The sequence below is a fragment of the Vibrio tapetis subsp. quintayensis genome, assembly GCF_030409945.1.
GTDB classification, from domain to species: Bacteria; Pseudomonadota; Gammaproteobacteria; order Enterobacterales; family Vibrionaceae; genus Vibrio; species Vibrio quintayensis.
This window is the reverse complement of the sequence record NZ_JAUFQV010000043.1, coordinates 344,400-361,841: the sequence shown is the minus strand read 5'-3', so window position 1 is coordinate 361,841 and position 17,442 is coordinate 344,400. Positions and strand designations below refer to the sequence as shown.

General features: G+C 41.2%; 19 protein-coding genes. 4 read left to right on the top strand and 15 right to left on the bottom strand.

The window, feature by feature from the left end:
* Positions 1-152 precede the first annotated feature (152 nt).
* From QWZ04_RS22545 to QWZ04_RS22530, 4 genes are all read right to left on the bottom strand, one after another.
* On the bottom strand, positions 153-2,273 hold the full coding sequence (locus QWZ04_RS22545; protein ID WP_290330536.1) for a methyl-accepting chemotaxis protein: 2,121 nt from the start codon (positions 2,271-2,273) through the stop codon (positions 153-155).
* A 208-nt stretch (positions 2,274-2,481) separates the two neighbouring features.
* Positions 2,482-2,688, bottom strand: coding sequence for a (Na+)-NQR maturation NqrM (gene nqrM, locus QWZ04_RS22540; RefSeq protein WP_290330535.1), 207 nt, complete (start codon positions 2,686-2,688; stop codon positions 2,482-2,484).
* A 14-nt stretch (positions 2,689-2,702) separates the two neighbouring features.
* The gene (locus QWZ04_RS22535) at positions 2,703-3,173 is read right to left on the bottom strand and encodes a NifB/NifX family molybdenum-iron cluster-binding protein (protein ID WP_290330532.1); all 471 of its coding nucleotides are present in this window, start codon (positions 3,171-3,173) and stop codon (positions 2,703-2,705) included.
* A 17-nt stretch (positions 3,174-3,190) separates the two neighbouring features.
* Positions 3,191-3,487 carry a DUF134 domain-containing protein gene (locus QWZ04_RS22530; protein WP_290330531.1) on the bottom strand — a complete coding sequence of 99 codons (297 nt, stop codon included), beginning with the start codon at positions 3,485-3,487 and terminating at the stop codon, positions 3,191-3,193.
* A gap of 249 nt (positions 3,488-3,736) precedes the next feature.
* Here QWZ04_RS22530 and QWZ04_RS22525 point away from each other — a divergent pair, with 249 nt between their 5' ends.
* The gene (locus QWZ04_RS22525) at positions 3,737-4,195 is read left to right on the top strand and encodes an Mpo1 family 2-hydroxy fatty acid dioxygenase (protein WP_290330530.1); all 459 of its coding nucleotides are present in this window, start codon (positions 3,737-3,739) and stop codon (positions 4,193-4,195) included.
* A 96-nt stretch (positions 4,196-4,291) separates the two neighbouring features.
* On the opposite strand, the gene QWZ04_RS22520 is transcribed toward QWZ04_RS22525, so the two are convergent.
* Genes QWZ04_RS22520 through QWZ04_RS22500 form a run of 5 tightly spaced genes read right to left on the bottom strand, consistent with a single transcriptional unit; the run spans position 4,292 to position 9,833 of the window.
* On the bottom strand, positions 4,292-5,806 hold the full coding sequence (locus QWZ04_RS22520) for an ankyrin repeat domain-containing protein (RefSeq protein ID WP_290330529.1): 1,515 nt from the start codon (positions 5,804-5,806) through the stop codon (positions 4,292-4,294).
* Positions 5,803-7,323 (bottom strand): ankyrin repeat domain-containing protein, encoded by a 1,521-nt coding sequence (locus tag QWZ04_RS22515; RefSeq protein ID WP_290330527.1) that lies wholly within the window; start codon positions 7,321-7,323, stop codon positions 5,803-5,805. Before QWZ04_RS22515 ends, QWZ04_RS22520 begins: the two co-directional genes overlap by 4 nt.
* Positions 7,324-7,361: 38 nt before the next feature.
* Entirely contained in the window at positions 7,362-8,135 is a 774-nt protein-coding gene (locus tag QWZ04_RS22510; protein WP_290330526.1) for an ETEC_3214 domain-containing protein, read from the bottom strand.
* A gap of 12 nt (positions 8,136-8,147) precedes the next feature.
* Complete coding sequence (locus QWZ04_RS22505) at positions 8,148-8,600, bottom strand: hypothetical protein (RefSeq protein WP_290330525.1); 453 nt, start codon at positions 8,598-8,600, stop codon at positions 8,148-8,150.
* A 9-nt stretch (positions 8,601-8,609) separates the two neighbouring features.
* Positions 8,610-9,833 carry a murein transglycosylase domain-containing protein gene (locus QWZ04_RS22500; RefSeq protein ID WP_290330524.1) on the bottom strand — a complete coding sequence of 408 codons (1,224 nt, stop codon included), beginning with the start codon at positions 9,831-9,833 and terminating at the stop codon, positions 8,610-8,612.
* Positions 9,834-10,216: 383 nt separating this feature from the next.
* On the opposite strand from QWZ04_RS22500, the gene QWZ04_RS22495 reads away from it, so the two are divergent.
* Positions 10,217-11,197, top strand: coding sequence for a DHH family phosphoesterase (locus QWZ04_RS22495; RefSeq protein ID WP_290330523.1), 981 nt, complete (start codon positions 10,217-10,219; stop codon positions 11,195-11,197).
* A 104-nt stretch (positions 11,198-11,301) separates the two neighbouring features.
* Here the strand turns inward: QWZ04_RS22495 and arsB are convergent, their stop codons facing one another.
* The 5 genes from arsB to QWZ04_RS22470 all read right to left on the bottom strand — a co-directional run bounded on the left by arsB (position 11,302) and on the right by QWZ04_RS22470 (position 15,270).
* Positions 11,302-12,357, bottom strand: a complete 1,056-nt coding sequence (arsB, locus tag QWZ04_RS22490; protein WP_290330522.1) for an ACR3 family arsenite efflux transporter — start codon at positions 12,355-12,357, stop codon at positions 11,302-11,304.
* Positions 12,358-12,465: 108 nt separating this feature from the next.
* Positions 12,466-12,810 (bottom strand): ArsR/SmtB family transcription factor, encoded by a 345-nt coding sequence (locus tag QWZ04_RS22485; protein ID WP_102525523.1) that lies wholly within the window; start codon positions 12,808-12,810, stop codon positions 12,466-12,468.
* Positions 12,811-12,923: 113 nt separating this feature from the next.
* The gene (locus tag QWZ04_RS22480) at positions 12,924-13,391 is read right to left on the bottom strand and encodes a GNAT family N-acetyltransferase (RefSeq protein WP_290330521.1); all 468 of its coding nucleotides are present in this window, start codon (positions 13,389-13,391) and stop codon (positions 12,924-12,926) included.
* A gap of 21 nt (positions 13,392-13,412) precedes the next feature.
* Positions 13,413-14,039, bottom strand: coding sequence for an HD domain-containing protein (locus QWZ04_RS22475; RefSeq protein WP_435433648.1), 627 nt, complete (start codon positions 14,037-14,039; stop codon positions 13,413-13,415).
* A 145-nt stretch (positions 14,040-14,184) separates the two neighbouring features.
* Entirely contained in the window at positions 14,185-15,270 is a 1,086-nt protein-coding gene (locus QWZ04_RS22470) for an MBL fold metallo-hydrolase (RefSeq protein WP_290330520.1), read from the bottom strand.
* Positions 15,271-15,377: 107 nt separating this feature from the next.
* On the opposite strand from QWZ04_RS22470, the gene QWZ04_RS22465 reads away from it, so the two are divergent.
* On the top strand, positions 15,378-15,989 hold the full coding sequence (locus tag QWZ04_RS22465; RefSeq protein ID WP_290330519.1) for a TetR/AcrR family transcriptional regulator: 612 nt from the start codon (positions 15,378-15,380) through the stop codon (positions 15,987-15,989).
* A 20-nt stretch (positions 15,990-16,009) separates the two neighbouring features.
* On the opposite strand, the gene QWZ04_RS22460 is transcribed toward QWZ04_RS22465, so the two are convergent.
* Entirely contained in the window at positions 16,010-16,780 is a 771-nt protein-coding gene (locus QWZ04_RS22460; RefSeq protein ID WP_290330518.1) for a substrate-binding periplasmic protein, read from the bottom strand.
* A 303-nt stretch (positions 16,781-17,083) separates the two neighbouring features.
* Here QWZ04_RS22460 and QWZ04_RS22455 point away from each other — a divergent pair, with 303 nt between their 5' ends.
* Entirely contained in the window at positions 17,084-17,437 is a 354-nt protein-coding gene (locus tag QWZ04_RS22455; protein WP_290330517.1) for a hypothetical protein, read from the top strand.
* Positions 17,438-17,442 lie beyond the last annotated feature (5 nt).

Sequence of the window (17,442 nt, the reverse complement as noted above, 5' to 3'; positions counted from 1 at the left end):
CTCAGTTCGAATAGCCACTCCCGCGAATTAACCGCGATGAACACCATGATTTATCGACTCTTTTAAGAACCAAAAGATGACAGATGAACCATGCAATGCGCTTACATCCCGTTTCAGATGTAGGCTCATTACATAGCATCAGTGTTATTCGGTCACGCCGACTTTACGTCGAATCTCCCGACTAGCTGATCCAGCTTTAATAGCGCATTTTTCATTAACGTTGTTCTTCGCGATAACTGTTGTGAAGAGAGGGTCAGCTGTTCTGAAGTACACTGAGCGGTATCGGCCGTTTTACTGTTCTGGGCGCTGTTATTGGCAATGTCGTTGATAATACCGAACAGATGAGATACAGAGCTGTGCATTTCATCGCTGCGCTTACCCGAATTCACCAGGACCGAATTGTTCTCAACGTTTTCTATGCCCTTCTCCATATACTTAACCGCCGTTTTGGACTGCTGTTGCAGCATTTCTAACATGTCACCAATGCTATTCGCCGCTGTCGACGTTCGGCTTGCGAGAACCCGAACCTCATCTGCGACAACGGAGAATCCCCGGCCATGTTCACCAGCTCTCGCAGCTTCGATTGCCGCGTTCAAGGCCAGTAAATTGGTTTGAGCGGTGATTTCTGAAATCATGGTGACAATACCTGAAATCTTGTCCATTTCGGCGTTTACGTCATTCACACTTTGAGCTGATGCTTCTACTATTTGCTTGATGTTTGTGGCACTTTCAGAGGCCTGTTTGAACTCACCTTCGGCACTTTCCATCGCACTTTGCATGACAGCATCAACGTGAATGGCAGACTCATTGGCATTGTGGATCTCTTGTTGCTGCTTGGTGGTCAAATCTAACATGTCTTGAATAGACGATGCAGTGTCTGTACTTGCTTGCGATAATTGCTGAGTCCTACGAAACATAGACTCGGAAACTCGGCTCACTTCCTTACTCGCAAATATCAGCTCTGACACCACCCCTTCAAGGTTATCGATGAAACTGTTTGTCCAACGACCTAATCCTCCGATTTCATCCGGTTTTAAGTGTTCTGTCGTTAGTCTTTGAGTTAGGTTACCGTCTCCCTCAGCCAATGTCTGCATCACTTGCGTCATGTTCCTGACTCGATTGGCTAATGGTTTTGCCAACAACTGGCTAAACATCAAAATAATCGTTAACGATAAACTTAGACCCATTCCAACCTGTACCCACAAAGACAAGCCCAACCATTGAGTAACAAAAATGGGGACTAAACTGATGATAGTGGCACTAAGAGCAAACTGCTTTGTTAAAGAGTAAGATAAGCTTCTGTGGCGATACACTTCTTCCAAATCTGATTCACACATCATTCCCCATTTATCAGGTGAACCGGGTAATTGGAACGTTACACCTTTACCGATAACAGGAATATGTCGATAATCTGAATAGCCCGGATATTCGACAAACAGGTTGCTGCCGTGTGCGATGGTTTCTCTTACTCCCGGATGCAATTCGTTGGTGGCAGGGTCGGTAAATAGAATCTCAAATTCTGTGTGTCGGTTTACTTTAACGACGCCATAATCGGTATTAACACCTTGTTTTAGGTTTTCACCGTGAGAGAACGTATTGTCTTCAAAGCGAGAACGAGATAATGCGGTACCAGCTAACGTCGATTTGTCGTGCTCGGCTTTAACCATAAAAATATAATTATCACCAGATTCGCTATAAATGTGCCCTGCCTCGCGCTGAATAATGTCACCGATCACATCATTCGGAACTCTGCCACATAAACATCCACCGTTGCCATTCTCGTCATGAAATGGCTGGTAAAACATTAAGGTAACCGCATCATGAAACTTAGAACTGGAAGCTCCGAGATCAAGAGTTCTCTGATCAATATATGGCCCGTGTAAATATGGTTTGGTTAAACCCTCGTCTAACGCAACCTCAGAAATACGCTGGCTGCCTTGTTGATATGAATGGGAGGAGCTCAGGACTTGCCCTTGGTGATCCACGATAAACAACTCCGAAAAATCGACACCTCGCTCTGCTAACAGCGTTAACGTTTCGGCGCGCTCTTCTTCAATCTTACTCGATAAGTACAGAGCGGCATTTTCCAAAAATGACCATTGATTACTTGCCCAAGTTTGTAATAAATCGACCCTCGTCTGGGCGATATTATTAAAACTTTGCTCTAACTCCTGTGTTCGGGTTCGGTTCAAGTAGCAAGCACGTTTCATCGCCAATTTTCCTGTACTACCAAACCAGGGAAGCCAGTGACGTTCATTTTCTGTAAGGTTCATGTAATTCCTTATTCATTTTATACAATCCATATAAAACTAATAAAGCAATTTACACGCCATCTTTATAGTCGCTTTTTTGGTCTATTTATTATGTAATTAGCTAACAATATTGCCACTTTGGTGCATTGACGTAGGCTATGCACCAAAATGAACTTAATCTTTATTAGTTAGCTCAGAAAAATATAAACAAATGACATCGAAAGCAGTGCTAGTTTGTCCTTTTTTGGGTAGGTTCAGAGATCTGATACAAACGATGGCTGTCGCAAGTGACTTCGCAATTGCACTCCTTTTCTATTCCGACTTTATTAAGCCCACCGCAGCTCCCTGCGATCGATTTTCTTCCCATCAAAACACCGATGGCCATTATCGTTATAACCAATAGAAATACGCCAAATGTAACCAGTAACGTTGCCATTGTTTGCTCCTTATCTATTTCTTATATTGACTGTTAGGTCCGATAGAGCGAACCATCATTGTGCACAATCTGTCTGCAGCTTCTATCAATGATTCCTGCTGATTGGTATGAGAACAGCCCCCGACATGTTTACCGCAACCGCCAGACTTAGCGTTAATTGATTCACGTGCTTGCGAAATATCGGTCAACTCATTTAATTCACATGTCAGAACCTGTTCAACAGGCATGCGCGCAGGAGCATGAAAAACTCGAATATCGGCTTCAAACAGTTTCGCAAGCATTCGCTGGCCAATGTTACGAACCACAAGTTTTGTCACTTTTTGCTGCTTCAGTAACGCCACCAAGGATTTTTTGCCACTACAGGTTACACTTGCCACCGCGGGATTATCTATAAGCTGAAAATGCCCGTCTTCAATAAACAATATTTGAGCTGCTTTGCTAAAATGCCCAGCAATTCGATCATTTTGGTAAGGGATAGCATACATAGTTATTCTCCTATTACTTAGTTCGATTCTTGTGTCATCGGCTCTGCTAATACCAATGCATTACCTTCAACTAAACACGTCGCGACTTTAAAGCGTGCTTTCTTGACGATATTGCCAAATGTTTGCCTCGAGACCCCCATTTGGTCAGCAGCTTCTTGCTGGCTTAAGTCCAGCTGGTCTGCCAATCGCAAGGCTTCAAACTCTTCTGATAATAATTCAACCTGCTTTAGTTGATTCATTGGAACGCCATTTGGCTTAAAGCAACTGTGCGCAGGTCTTCCGCATACACGTCGACATTTTTTGGGCCTTGCCATTAACAGCCTCCTTCTTAAATTCATTGTTGTTACATTCTATAATTACTAGCATACGCCAATTATGATGTTGCACCACATTATAATTAGCATATGCCAGTAACCTTTAGTTTCGTAAATGATCGATAGGATTTGACGGGGTGCACATGACAAGAAAACAAAACCGGATCCTAGCCATCATTATTTGATTTATTCCGCTATTGCTGCCAACTTTATCTAAATAAAACAGATAAATGAGAGCGATATCAGATTATGCGTACCCAAGAACAATGGCTAGCGGCTTACGCAGAAAGCCACCAAAACCCAGCCAACAAACGCATTCACACCATTGCAGTACCTGGGATCTATCTTTCTATCGTTGGGCTGATATGGAGTATTCCTAGCTTTGACCTATTCGGCATCACTTTGAACTGGGTATTCATCGCACTTGCGCCTGTTTTAACTTTTTACGCTTTGCTTTCTGTCATTACTTTTTTGATGATGGCTGCCTACAGCACAGTTTGTATTAGTATCGTGGCTGTTCTCAGCAACGAACAGGCTCCAATATTGGACATGTCTATAGGGCTGTTTGTTGTATTGTGGGCATTTCAGTTTATCGGCCATAAAATCGAAGGCAAAAAACCGTCTTTCTTAGACGACATCTCGTTTCTATTGATTGGCCCTGTATGGGTGTTTAAAGGGCATAAGCTGTCTAATCAGGATGATGATTGAGAAGAAAAATCACTGCGGAATAAAGATAGTGACCAGTGCTCGGTGTAGTGATGCCTCATTAGGTAACAATGAAGGCATCACGTTTAAGTATAATTATTATATTAAATCAGTTAGGCGTTTAATGTTTCTATCTGAGTAATTTTTAGTTAACGACCGATTAGCGCCATGATACTTATCACTTTTCCAAAAAACATTCAGAGCATGTACACTTTGCTTTATCAATTTTTGTGCTGCTTTGACATTACTAGGATCTTTACGTTTAAATGCTTTCTTGTATTTTTTAAGAAACTTACCTTCGTAATCCACACCAGTATTTGTCGTCATAATATCTATTGTACCCTTGTCATATGACATTAGATAAAGATACTTATTACTCGTATAGATTGCTTTTTTTACAGCAATAAGATAAACCCCTTTAAGGCTTTTACTATTATCTAAATACAATTTTGTAATGGATTCGTTTTCAAACGCTACTGCATATTGAGCTGGTGTCATGCCGTTAATATCTTCGACATTCGGGTCAAAACCTTCGTCCAGTAAAACCCTAATTAACTCGGTACGTTGAAAAATAGTCATAATATGCAAAAGTGAAAGGTCCCCAGTAGCTAACGTTTTTCTATTTTCATACACATTAGTCACTTTAGGATAGTCCCAATAAGGTTGCTCTTTACTAAAGCGAAGCTCTAAAGCGAATGCGGCATCCAATTTATTCCCCTGCTCTTGCAGAAAATCAATACCCGAATTCCTATCCATGAAAATATTTTTACTTCCTTCATGCTGAATAATAGGCGTTCTTAGATCATAAATTGAATACTGGCTCTTTTTAAATGCACGAACAATATAAGCCATTTTTTCAGCCGTTAAATCTTTCTCTGCCATATAAGTTTCAATAGAGCTGGTATTATAAGGCAATGCCATTCCATCACTAAGAAGGTATGACCGCACGAATGAGGGCTCCAACACGTCAAAGCCGCTATCAATCATCCAAGTGAGTGCAGGCTTGCTAACACCTTGAAAGGTCAACATTGCTTGCTGGTCAAGAGCTTTACTAAAACCATCATAGTTCAGATAGAACTGCTTTGCATTTAGGGTCTCTACTACAGACTTTGTGATACTTACTTCAAGGGTATCATTTACCTCTTGTTCCATTTCGCTGATTTCATCTACGTATTCAGCAACAATATCATTACCGACTTCTATTTTACTCCATAATAAGCAATTATCTTTATCTAACCACCTATCGGTGATTCGGCTATCTGGCATTGTTAATTCTGTTACTTGTTCAACAACTGACTGACCTTTTTTAACTAATTGCCCATGAGATAGCGTTTTGTTACTTAATATCGAATGATATATCGAAGCACTCAAGCGTTGTGCGAGTGCTTTTCTTGCTCGTACCTCTGATTGCTTTCGTAAGGCAAAAAAATCGCTGTGAACTGATGAGTCATACTGCTCTACTCCAACAGCGGATACCATCTCCTGTTTTAATTCAGTATCACTTACCCATGATGGTTGAGGTGATGCCTCCCCAAAAGGACAAGTTTGAGCCAGTGAGATTGATGGTAATAAGATAACCGAAACAACAGATAAGGCTTTCAGAATTAGTTTCATTTTATTTCCTCACCATTTATAAATACCTGTTTTTCTACATTTTTACGATCGTAGTTATAAAGGTCTTCCTTCATTTTAACCGTAGTGATCGTGAGATTAATTGGGTATTTTTTCAGTATCATCTTTTTAACTTTGTTAACTTCTCGTGCATTCAAGTCCATCTCAGACATTACATCTTGAAGCAAGGGAAGGTTCATTGCACTCGGAACACCAAACTGAGGGTTATATAGATCAGGAGTATTTAAGTGTTGCAATAAGTAAGCAATTTTATAAGCAATAGAGTCTTGTTCGTTTGGATTAGCGCCTAGAGTTAACAACTGCTTTGCAAAACCTAACTGCCCATACTCTATGGCCAAAGCAAGTGATGTATAACCTAAGCTTGTCGTCTGATTAATATCAACACCAAGCGATAATAAAGGTTGAATTAAATCAGCTCTATGACTAATTACTGCAAAATGTAATAAACCTAAACTCTCTTTTTTAGAATTACTCTTAAAGTTAAAAATCAAAGGCGTTTTTAACGTTCCTCCCAACGTTGCTTCACGACTTTCCCTGTAAATATCTCCATCACGCTCCGAGAATAACGAGTTTGTCTTTTTTGAAGAATACGTGTCCGTGCCACCATGAGGGAAGTACTGGCCGGCACCAACCCGTACTTTGTTTAGATCTACACCGAATGACTTCAACTGCGTTAATGCGTGTATTTGCTGATTCAAACTGCTGTTAGATCTTACAACCGACGTAACTGCATTATTTTGATAATAAAGATAACTAAAATGCGTTATGGGGCTATTACTCCCCCAAATGGAACGCATAAAGAAAGAGTTATCACTTTCATTAACCCAATCGAAGCCACTTTGCTGATACAGTTCAGCAACATTATAAACCTGGCCACGATAATAGGCTTGGCTATTATTTAATAAAGCTTGAACTGCATGTTCTAATTTAGGAGAAAAGCCATTATCAGAAAGTATTTGTTCAATTTCACGATGAGTCAATTGTTCTATTTTTTTATGGAGCCGTTCAGAAACTTCATCTACATAAGCTTTAACTGCAAATTCAGCCCCTGCTTTGCTTACTTTGACACGATACCAGAGCAAACATTGTTTCGTATCTAGCCACTTTGCGTCGTCAATGACCGCTGCAAGTGCTACTTGACTGACGACTTCCGTTTTTTGTTTTACCTCTTTACGTACTTCGGCCTTAGACTTATTCGACTTCTTGCTTTCAATGGTGCGCTTAGTAGAAACCTTTATGGAGCTACGTATCGAGTTAGATAAGTTGGCAACAGCATCTTCTCGGGCATTATTAATAAACGTATTAATTGGTACATATGATGAACCCGATTTACCACTGGCACCACCTACGGCGTAATAAAAATCATCGTCTCTGATATCTTGATTTACCCACTTGGGCATCTCTGATGTCGGCAAAAACTGACAAACAGCGTCATCAGCGGCATGTGCGCCTCCAGTCATCAAAGACAACATTGCGGCACCTAAATACATCGGTCTCATGGTTATTCCTTTACCAATACTCTACACGAACGTGATTACTACTTAGAAATCAGCTCGTACTCTAATCTGGTCAAAATAGCAGATTCCAAAATTCCAAGATCGACCGTGCTGTAACCGTAGAAATTTGGACTAATATTGGATCTCACTTGTTTAAGCGATGCCTCTACATCTTCTTCCATCATGAGTTTATCGTTAAATTTGGCTAGTTTGATCGTTTGCTCACCCGTCAAGGAAGACAAGTACTCACTGTAACCACCGATTGAGGTATAAAGTAGTTGGTAGCGCCCTCCATCTGATGACTCAATGTAATAATTACCTGAACGAGCAATGTTCGAAATAGCAGTCACTGGTGTCGTCGATTGACTAAAGTTGACATCTAAATAACGTTCACCACCTGCGTGCTCTTCTGTTTCTGGGGTAAAACCAGATACTGGGAACACCAAATAAGCATCAATGATGCCGTTTGAGGTGACCGCTGAAAGTAGGAAGTTATCATCTTTGTAATACTTAATCGCTGTTTCACCGTCTGAATACTTGGTGTAGATCGGTGCACCAAAGGTTTCATTAAGTACATCGCTTGATGCCCTAATATAGATTTTCGACAGTCGATTATTTGAAGGCGCATCTGAAAATGTAGAGAAAATCGCTTCAGACCCTTTTTGTACCATATCAATCGTATCGTTAAATTGACCGATAGATATCGCACAAACCGCACCGATCACTAACGGCGTGGGGAGTTTTTTTCTTAGGTTATCGAAAAACTGATCTTCTGCTTTGGACTGTTCTTTTTCAACTTCTGCATCGTGAGCCATGAATCATTATCTCTATTCTTCAACAAACTTAGGAACGCGAGCGACAATACGAGTACATAGGTATTCATCTACGCCCTTTTCAACTGATACTGATTCTTTGATCCATGTATATTTCATCAACTGATTAGTTATCTGTTTCGACGTTGAGTTAGCCGATATTGTTGTCGTTACGACTTTATCTTTTCGATCGGCCGTAATGATAGTTTTCTTTTCGCTATTTCTATCGGTTCCTACTTCTTTATGCACCATCGTTTCTAAAGATGACGCTAAAGATGCTCTTGCTTCCATAGCAGCGATGTCCATGTCTAGTGTCATGTCACCCATACTCTCAACACAAGATACTCCTGCAATTAGTCCATCTTCTAGACCATCTTGCGGGTAGCTTTTCCACTCTGGAAACTGTTCTGCGGCACTTAGGCTCGCACTCATTGCAAGTAACGCTGTGACTAATACTGTCTTATTCATGGTCATTCCTTAGATCATATTATTTTGATATTTTAACTCGGCACTGTGTACTCTTTTTAAGTAGGTACGAGTTTCCGCCGCAGCATGCTTCTTCTGAATTTTATCGAATACTTCTTGAGGTGAAAGCGCGTTAATGTTGTTGATTGCGCTTGTTTTTCCTTTACCAAATATACGATAAATAGGTCCCATACCACCGTTATATGCCGCAATAACGCAGTATTTCATGCTGTCACTGTTTTCAATACCCTTGAAGTATCGGTTTTTGAGTAGGTGCAAATAGGTTGTCCCTACTTCTATATTTTTATCAGGATCAAACAAGTAATCACGTTTCAATAATTGCTGTTCACCAAATAAATAATCTGTGGCATCAAGCCCTGCAGAACTTGGCACAATTTGCATCAAACCAAACGCTGGGACATGAGATACAGCACGAGGATCAAAGGCACTTTCGGTACGAATAATAGAGAGAACAAACTCAGGTTCTAATTGATATTTCTTAGAGTAGGTTTCAACTGAGTCGATAAAACGCTTTTCTTTGCGCGTCAACCAAGCTGAAGGAAACGAGATCTCAGCCGAAACAACCTCGTTTCCTTTCGAGTCTTTTGTCTTGGTGATCTTGATGTTTTCTAAAGCTTTACTTAGCTCTTTCTTATTGGTCGATTTGTTCTCAGACAAAGGCAAAAATGAAGCCTTACTGAGTTGCTTCACTTTCGTTGCTTCAATAAGCTCAGAGGTAAATTTGTCTTGTTTTTGCGCCGAACCAATACTCAGTTTCGAGGTCGATACTATTTCCTCTTTTAACTGTTCAATGGTGGTCTTTTCGCCCTCAATAGTCGTGACTTTAATAACGTTTTTTTCGAAATTCACTTCTCGCTTCATTTCTAACGATGGCGTGTAACTGATCCATGAGTTTTTACTACTGAAAGTGGGCTTATCCCATACCTTTGAGACTTGTTTTTTGTATTGATTAAAATTCTGCTCGGCCTTGGCTAAATAGGCGTCAAACTCACAGTTTTTCTCAACTTTATATAGGTCAAATGTCGCTTCACTACACAGTTTGTATTTCTCAAAATCATCTTTGGCATCAAGTGGACGATTCATATAGTGCTGAACACTTGGGCAGTTATTCGTTGACGGTTTCAAATCACAAGCTTGCCCTAGAGTTTCAGCTTGGCTTATCGAGGCCGCTAAAAGTAAAGCAAGGGGTGACAGTCGCCATATTCCAGGTTTCATACATTTCCTTATCATGATTCAAGGTACTCAACTTAAAAGACCAAGAATGTCCATTCTGATGTGTATCAGAGTTCGAATTTCATTTAGAGCTCAAAAATCTATATTCTTTTTTTCAAAAGTTAGGATGGGACTAACATCACATTAAATATGTCAACCTATCCCTCTCGTGAATTACATACAACCCATGAATGTATGGGATGAGATGTTTATCATGTAAATGAATATTCCATTTATAAATCCATTGAAATTTGCTACCGGTTAGGCTTAGTTTTAGGCTTTATATCCCGCCTAATTATGGGCTTATGGGAAGTGGCTTGGTATAGCTTACTTATTCCATCACTGAATCCTCGCTTCTTTCTAACAATTAGGTGCTGTTTCTAGTTATGATTTATAGAAATTTCGAAAAACTTCTTGAACGATTAAAGAATACTGACCGAATTATTGTTCAAGCTCACGACTTCCCTGATCACGATGCCATAGCCTCTGCGTTCGCATTGGCCTATCTTCTTAAAAAGCAGGGTTTAAAGCCTTTTATTTCCTATAAGGGTTATATCGACCGCATATCGTTACGTAACCTTATAGATTGGCTAGAAATCCCAACGGTGGAGCCCCATAAACTTCAACTGAGGCCAGATGACAAGATAATCGTCGTCGATGGATGTATTGGCGAGAAAAACGTGACGGATTTACCGGGCTTGGAAGTCGCTGTGATCGACCATCATCAAACTCAAGCTCCCAGCTTTGTTTGGTTTTCAGATATACGCCCAAACTATGGATCTACCGCCACCATCATGGTCGAATACTTTAACCATTTTGAATTGGATATCCCAAAGCGCATCGCTACCGCGTTATTAGTTGGGCTAACATTTGATACGGCCAGTTTCACTCGTGGTGTCGACACCAACGATATTCGTGCATTGCTGCAATTACAGGCGATTGCCAATATGCCGATGGTAAATAAGATTTGTAGAAACCAAATGGAATTTGTTGAGTTAAAATTATTCGACTCAATGCTGGCTACCATGAAAAAAGAAAACAACGCAGCTTTTGCCGTATTACCAGAAGGTTGTCCCAAGAATATGCTTGGTGTGTTGGGGGATTTTTTACTTAGTGTTGATGAGATAGATATCGTTGTACTTAGCGCTCGAAACAGGGAAAAAACCTTTTTGTCTCTACGTTCAGAATGCACTCATAACAATGTTGCGGATATTGTAAGAGGCGCATTAATGGACTCTGGATTGGGCTTTGGAGGTGGTCACGCTCACATGGCTGGCGGCATTATCAATAACATGTACCAACTCAGCGATGAAGCAGATTTCGTTTACGATCTTATACGCCCCAAATTAAAACTGGGTGCAGTTTAGATTAGCATTGAGCCAATTAGCGCAGCAACCCATGCTTGGGAACTGCTGCGCGTGACATACTGTTTATTTCAATAACTAGACAGCGTCCTTTGTTATTTTTTGTTCTAAGCACTCTTTACTTGATAATTACCCTTCATCTTCAACGCGACATTCACCAACGCAATGAGAACGGGCACTTCGATTAAGGGACCAATCACACCGGCAAAAGCTTGATCAGAATTGATGCCAAACACAGCAATAGACACCGCAATCGCTAACTCAAAATTATTGCCAGTGGCGGTATAAGCAATGGATGCATTCTTATCGAACGGAAGCCCCATTTTTTTACCCATTGCAAAGCTAATAAAAAACATCAGTACAAAATAGATAGCCAGTGGAATGGCAACGCGCACTACGTCCATTGGCAGTTCAACAATCATTTCACCTTTTAAACTGAACATCAGCACGATGGTCGCTAATAAAGCAATCAATGTCATCGGTGAAATTTTCGGAATGAAAACTTCGTTATACCACTGTTCGCCTTTCTTTTTCACCAGCACAACGCGACTAACAAAGCCCAAGATGAAAGGAATACCTAGGTAGATAAAGACACTTTCGGCAATGTCTTTCATTGAAATATCTACCACCATGCTTTCGTAGCCAAACACAGGGGGCAGCACAGTGATGAACAACCACGCCATAAAGCTGTATGTGAATATTTGAAACACACTATTGAGCGCAACTAATGCAGCACCGTATTCTTTGTTGCCTCCCCCTATATCATTCCAAACAAGTACCATTGCAATACAGCGAGCCAAACCAATAAGGATAATCCCAACCATATAACCTGGATGATCAGCCAAGTACGTCAGAGCCAACACAAACATCAGGATGGGGCCAACGATCCAGTTCATCACTAAGGACAGTGTTATGGCTTGTTTATCTTTGGTTATTTTGCCTAATAGGCGGTAGTTAACTTTAGCAAGCGGTGGATACATCATCAAAATAAGGCCAATAGCTAAAGGGATGTTGGTACTCCCTACCGACATACTTTCATTGAGTTCTCCAATGTTCGGGAAAACAAACCCTATAGCGACGCCAATCGCCATCGCGACAAAAATCCAGAGTGTTAAAAATCGGTCTAGAAAACCAAGTTGAGGTTGCGCGTGTTCAGTATTCATATGGCACCCATTCGTCAATCGTCGAAATACGATTAATATAATTGAAAAATTGGTACTCACCCACTTCCCCTTATGCGGGTAAGCGATTAAGCACCGTTTATAACTTTTCTATGAATTCACTAGCCCTGAAAAACGCTGTGAAAACAGATCAATCCGATTGCGGTTGATTCGATAACACATCTTCGGTGGAATCGGCTCCGCAGTAATAAACTCCGCCTGTTTCAAAATTCGCAGGTGTTCTGACACTGTAGATTGAGCAAGACCGAGTTCAGAAACCAAATCACTATTTAGGCACCCTCCCAAATTATCTAGCGTCAGTAGAATATTAAGAATTCTTACTCTTGCTGGGTGTGACAGTGCTTTACATAGGGCTGCAAACTCTTTTTCTTCAATCAGTTGTTTCTCAGTAGAAGAAAAAGCAGTGTTATTTGCTTCAGCACAAGATTTTTTCATCGCTAACCACATAGTTAATCGTCGATTTACGATTAACTATACGCCACTTTTTGATTGATGCAATCTATTTGCGATATGAAGGCTAGAATTACGACAAGATTAGCTCGAAGCGGCTACTCCAGATTCTTACTCATTAAGCGTTGTTCTGTATAAAAGCCGTTCTTTTGATAAAATTCGAGCGCATTACTATTATGCTGCCAAACATTCAGATCGATGCAACTGGCGCCTTGTTCCATCGCCCAGTCTTCAAAAGCATCCATCATTTCTCGCGCAATGCCTTTGCTTCGGTATTCTTGCATCACAATGAGCTCATCAAGATAAACAAAGCAACGTTTTGGTGTCCACCGCTTCGCTTCATTGCGTTGTAGGTTGGCCAGCAAGGCCGCAACAACCTTTCCGTCAAGCACATAGACCGTAAGGTAGGTACTGGTCTCGGCAATCATTTCAGCGAGTTCTTCGTGTGTGAGCAATTCATCACATAGGGCAATACGATCAGGGGTAATGTTATGATGAAAGCGATTCTGTTCGATGTATAAAATATTCAGATCACTCAGATCGTTCAATTCTGCTTTTCTTATCATTGTTGGTCTTGGCCTTGTTTCTCAATCTAAGATACCGTCGTTAAATGCGGTATTTAAACGGCTTTCCACCGCCTTCCACAGAGATTCGCTCCCCGCTGAAATACGTTCGCTGTTAAAGCCTAACACAGTTTCTTTGTTGACTTGATGCTCTTTCCAACTATGGGCTTGGCCGTGAATGTTGTGAAGTAACGGGGGGACTCGATCAATCGCCTTTGCGAATCTCGCTTCTGCGCTTTCGCCTAGTTCAAACTCTTGCCACAATGACAAATAGAAAGTCGCCTGCTGTTCACTTAAGTTGGCAAGAATTCGAGCCACACCACTTTCTTCTTGGCCTTTTTGCTCAGTCGTTTCACTTTCATAGATTATTTTGTCACCCGCATCTATCTCTCCAAGATCATGAATCAATAGCATCTTCATCACTTTTTCGATATCTACGGGTTCGTTTGCGTGATCTTTTAGCATTAAGGCGCTTAAACAAACATGCCAGCTGTGCTCGGCGGAGTTCTCGAAACGATCTAGGCCAACGGGCCTCGTTTTTCTCATTACGTTCTTTAACTTCTCGATCTCGACCATGAAATCCAGAATCTTGTGTATTGGCTCGACTTCTAACTGGTTTTGCTGGCTTTTAATTGCTTGCGTTGCGTCCATTGGTATCCCTCTCCCTACTATTTTGCATTAGAGAATACACTGATACGCACTTAGTTTCATCTTTTGCCCGCTTGCTCGTTAATACGATGACTAATAAAAAAGGCGAACCAGTCGGTTCGCCTACGTAAGCTTCTGGCAGTAATTTTTATTGAGATTGAGCGACTAGATCTACCTGATAGCCTAGCTCTGGTTCTCGCCACCATTTTTCGTTCTGAGCCGCGTCATCAAGAGAGACAGATTGGCCGAACACAGGAGTCAAAAGCCTCACGTCATTGTCTTTGGCTAACTCTTGAATACGCTCTAGTGGCTCAAACCAATCATGAAGAGACAAATCAAACGTGCCATTATGAATTGGCATCATCACTTCGCCTTGGAGATCTAAGTGCGCTTGCAAGCTGTGTTCTGGCATCATATGGATATCGCTCCATAATTCGTTGTATGCGCCAGTTTCGACCATTGCAACATCAAACGGGCCGTACTTATCGCCAATTTGCTTGAAGCCCGAGAAATAGCCACTGTCTCCACTAAAAAATAGTTTACGTTTAGCACTGTTAATCACCCAGCTTGCCCAAAGGGTGTGGTTTCTATCTAACAATCCCCGTCCAGAGAAGTGTTGGGCTGGAGTTGCGACCAATTCAATGCCCTCAAAGGTGACACTTTCCCACCAATCCAGTTCGGTAATTTTGGCTGCATCAACGCCCCAACCTGCCATTGTTTCACCCACTTTTAGTGGTGTCACAAAATGCTTAACTTTTTTAGACAACGCCAATACCGCGTGCTTATCAAGATGGTCATAATGATCATGGCTTATCACAACAATATCTATCATCGGCATCTCTTCTATCGAGATCGGGCTTGGATGAAAACGTTTTGGCCCCGCCCACTGCACAGGTGACGCTCTTTCACTTAGCACAGGATCGGTGAGCACCAATTTGTTATCAAGCTTCATTAATACTGTTGAATGACCGAGTCGGTAAATTCGGTCACCCTCATCTTCGCGAATCTGTTTCGCGGTAAGGGATTCTAAAGGCAATTCGTCGCTTGGCTGTGCCGATTGTCTTTTAGATACAGTGTAAGCTTTAATAATGTCCCATAGATTACTCGCATCCGTTTCATACGCTTTTTCGCTGTTGACGAACTTGCCTTTTTTATCCGTCGTCGCTGACGTTAACACTACTGTAGAAATCGCTGCCATGATTAAGCCTCCAAGAACCCAATACCGTTTTTTCATTTATCTAACTCAAAAAGTAAACTACACGGTGCAGTTTATGGTTTCACCTTTAAAAAGTAAACTACTAAGTGTAAAATAATTACAAAGTATTCTGACGAGCAAGAAACATGAACGTACCCAAACAGACACGAAGTGAAATCAAACGCGAAGCAATCATCAAGGCCGCAATGATTTCATTTAAGGAAAATGGCGTGAAAGCCACCAGCATGGATAAATTGGCCGAGCTTGCTCAAGTGTCGAAACGAACCGTCTATAACCACTTTGAAACTAAAGAAGCTTTGGTGATGTTCATCTTGTCTGATCTTTGGAACAAAGTACTGGTTCAGCCTAACATTGTGTATCAGGCCGATGTTGCTCTTGATGAACAACTGCACGCCATTTTGGCCGCTGAAGTTAGCTTAATGAGCTCAGAAGATTATTTGGATCTTTCTCGTGTGGCATTCGGTCACCTTTTCTATCACCCAGAAGCGTTGCTCAAAGAAGTAGAAAAGATCGCCAGACAAGAAACAACACTCCATCGATGGATCACCGCAGCAGCGGGTGACGGTAAGCTTAAGGATGTAGAGCCTGCTTTTGCCAACAGCCAATTACACAGCCTAATTAAAGGTCAGTGCTTCTGGCCGCAATTAATGCGTTTGCAGCCTGAGCTGTCAGAAAATGATAAAGACTATTTAGTGCAGCAAACCGTCGCTATGTTTCTGAGCCACTATGCTTCGTAGTCGTCCAATGATGTTATAAATCAGTCGACGTAACTCTGAACGATTCTTTCGATTTTATCGGTTCGTTTTAAACGAAGAATCGCTTGATCAAATTGGGCCTTAAAGTTGGCTAAATAGGGGTAATCATCCGTTATCTTTGTAAACCCAAGGTAACCATCGTTTGTGTTGGCGGTTAATCCACGTTGAATGCTTGGGTAATCGCTAATATCAATCAAACGGTCATTAATATAAAAATCGATTCTTCCTTTCGCCAGTTTGTTTAAATTGGCATCACCATTTGTCGCTTCTTCGGTAAGAATTTTTCCTGCTTTAACGGCTTCTCCAAACGCATGCCCTCCCATCGAATATGGGTTATAGCCACGATTTAGTCCGATTACGGTGCCGTAAAAGTCTTCTGGCCAGTTATTTTTACTTATCAGCTTCTCAGATTTGCCGAATACCACTACTTCTTCTTTTAGAATACTCTCAGAAAACAACATCCATGGATCGCGCTTTTCCGTGTAATACGGAGGAAAAAGTGCGAATCCTTTACCTTGTTCAATATACCTAAGGCCCCTTTTCCACGGCACCATACGGATGGTTACTTCAAACTCGAGCATGTCTGAAAAGACTTCCCGCAAGATATCGACATAGATTCCTTTGGGTTCGCCGTTTTCGGAATAAGAATAAGGAGGGTAATTATCATCGCCGTAGATATTAACGTTTTGTATCGCGTGAACACGAAAGGACAGCGCTGTCATGGCAATCAGTAGCAGCAATCGCGCCCTTGTGATTTGACTACCTTTAGACATGCTTCTACTCTCCTGCTCCATTCGTTTATTAAGCATAGGCATTCGATGGCGGTTCGTCTAATCACGGAACGAACATAAACACCTGTTTGCACAAGCCTTGCGTTTTTGGAATCAGTATCTAGATAGAGATCGTATTTTACTTCGTCACAAAACGAATTTGATTGCCAATAAGAGGGAGATACTTCAGGATTGCTAACGTTTGGTAAGCTCATGAATCAAGGCAAGAGCTTCAAACTTTATGATCTAACGAACGTATTTTTCATCAAATTAGACATTTCAAACGTCACAAGGAATCCAACCATCATGGGACAAAAAACCAGCTTACCTAGATTACTAATACTAATAGCCATTGTTGGTGGGTTTGCATTCGGTATTTATCAAAGTTTAAATGGTGACTTTACTACCCTAATTTACGTCGCTATTGGATCGGTTGCTTTGTTCATCTTATTGCTCATCAAGAACCTCGTCTTTGGAGAGCGAAACGACAACGTCAGCTATAAGCCAATGTTTAAAGTGCCTCACGACGAACCCAAGTTAAAACAGCAAGCAGCAACAAAAAACAAAACCGAGACCGTTACAGCCTCTGACGATTGCTCAAAAGAAACGTCTGACGACACGGAAGCGAAAGAAAATGCGGTCCAAAAAACGAGTAATTGATAGAT

What these genes read in the sequence shown, in the direction of transcription:
- QWZ04_RS22545 (WP_290330536.1), bottom strand. Translation starts at nt 2,273, where the DNA reads ATGAACCTTACAGAAAATGAACGTCACTGGCTTCCCTGGTTTGGTAGT.
- nqrM (WP_290330535.1), bottom strand. Translation starts at nt 2,688, where the DNA reads ATGGCAACGTTACTGGTTACATTTGGCGTATTTCTATTGGTTATAACG.
- QWZ04_RS22535 (WP_290330532.1), bottom strand. Translation starts at nt 3,173, where the DNA reads ATGTATGCTATCCCTTACCAAAATGATCGAATTGCTGGGCATTTTAGC.
- QWZ04_RS22530 (WP_290330531.1), bottom strand. Translation starts at nt 3,487, where the DNA reads ATGGCAAGGCCCAAAAAATGTCGACGTGTATGCGGAAGACCTGCGCAC.
- QWZ04_RS22525 (WP_290330530.1), top strand. Translation starts at nt 3,737, where the DNA reads ATGCGTACCCAAGAACAATGGCTAGCGGCTTACGCAGAAAGCCACCAA.
- QWZ04_RS22520 (WP_290330529.1), bottom strand. Translation starts at nt 5,806, where the DNA reads ATGAAACTAATTCTGAAAGCCTTATCTGTTGTTTCGGTTATCTTATTA.
- QWZ04_RS22515 (WP_290330527.1), bottom strand. Translation starts at nt 7,323, where the DNA reads ATGAGACCGATGTATTTAGGTGCCGCAATGTTGTCTTTGATGACTGGA.
- QWZ04_RS22510 (WP_290330526.1), bottom strand. Translation starts at nt 8,135, where the DNA reads ATGGCTCACGATGCAGAAGTTGAAAAAGAACAGTCCAAAGCAGAAGAT.
- QWZ04_RS22505 (WP_290330525.1), bottom strand. Translation starts at nt 8,600, where the DNA reads ATGAATAAGACAGTATTAGTCACAGCGTTACTTGCAATGAGTGCGAGC.
- QWZ04_RS22500 (WP_290330524.1), bottom strand. Translation starts at nt 9,833, where the DNA reads ATGAAACCTGGAATATGGCGACTGTCACCCCTTGCTTTACTTTTAGCG.
- QWZ04_RS22495 (WP_290330523.1), top strand. Translation starts at nt 10,217, where the DNA reads ATGATTTATAGAAATTTCGAAAAACTTCTTGAACGATTAAAGAATACT.
- arsB (WP_290330522.1), bottom strand. Translation starts at nt 12,357, where the DNA reads ATGAATACTGAACACGCGCAACCTCAACTTGGTTTTCTAGACCGATTT.
- QWZ04_RS22485 (WP_102525523.1), bottom strand. Translation starts at nt 12,810, where the DNA reads ATGAAAAAATCTTGTGCTGAAGCAAATAACACTGCTTTTTCTTCTACT.
- QWZ04_RS22480 (WP_290330521.1), bottom strand. Translation starts at nt 13,391, where the DNA reads ATGATAAGAAAAGCAGAATTGAACGATCTGAGTGATCTGAATATTTTA.
- QWZ04_RS22475 (WP_435433648.1), bottom strand. Translation starts at nt 14,039, where the DNA reads ATGGACGCAACGCAAGCAATTAAAAGCCAGCAAAACCAGTTAGAAGTC.
- QWZ04_RS22470 (WP_290330520.1), bottom strand. Translation starts at nt 15,270, where the DNA reads ATGAAAAAACGGTATTGGGTTCTTGGAGGCTTAATCATGGCAGCGATT.
- QWZ04_RS22465 (WP_290330519.1), top strand. Translation starts at nt 15,378, where the DNA reads ATGAACGTACCCAAACAGACACGAAGTGAAATCAAACGCGAAGCAATC.
- QWZ04_RS22460 (WP_290330518.1), bottom strand. Translation starts at nt 16,780, where the DNA reads ATGTCTAAAGGTAGTCAAATCACAAGGGCGCGATTGCTGCTACTGATT.
- QWZ04_RS22455 (WP_290330517.1), top strand. Translation starts at nt 17,084, where the DNA reads ATGGGACAAAAAACCAGCTTACCTAGATTACTAATACTAATAGCCATT.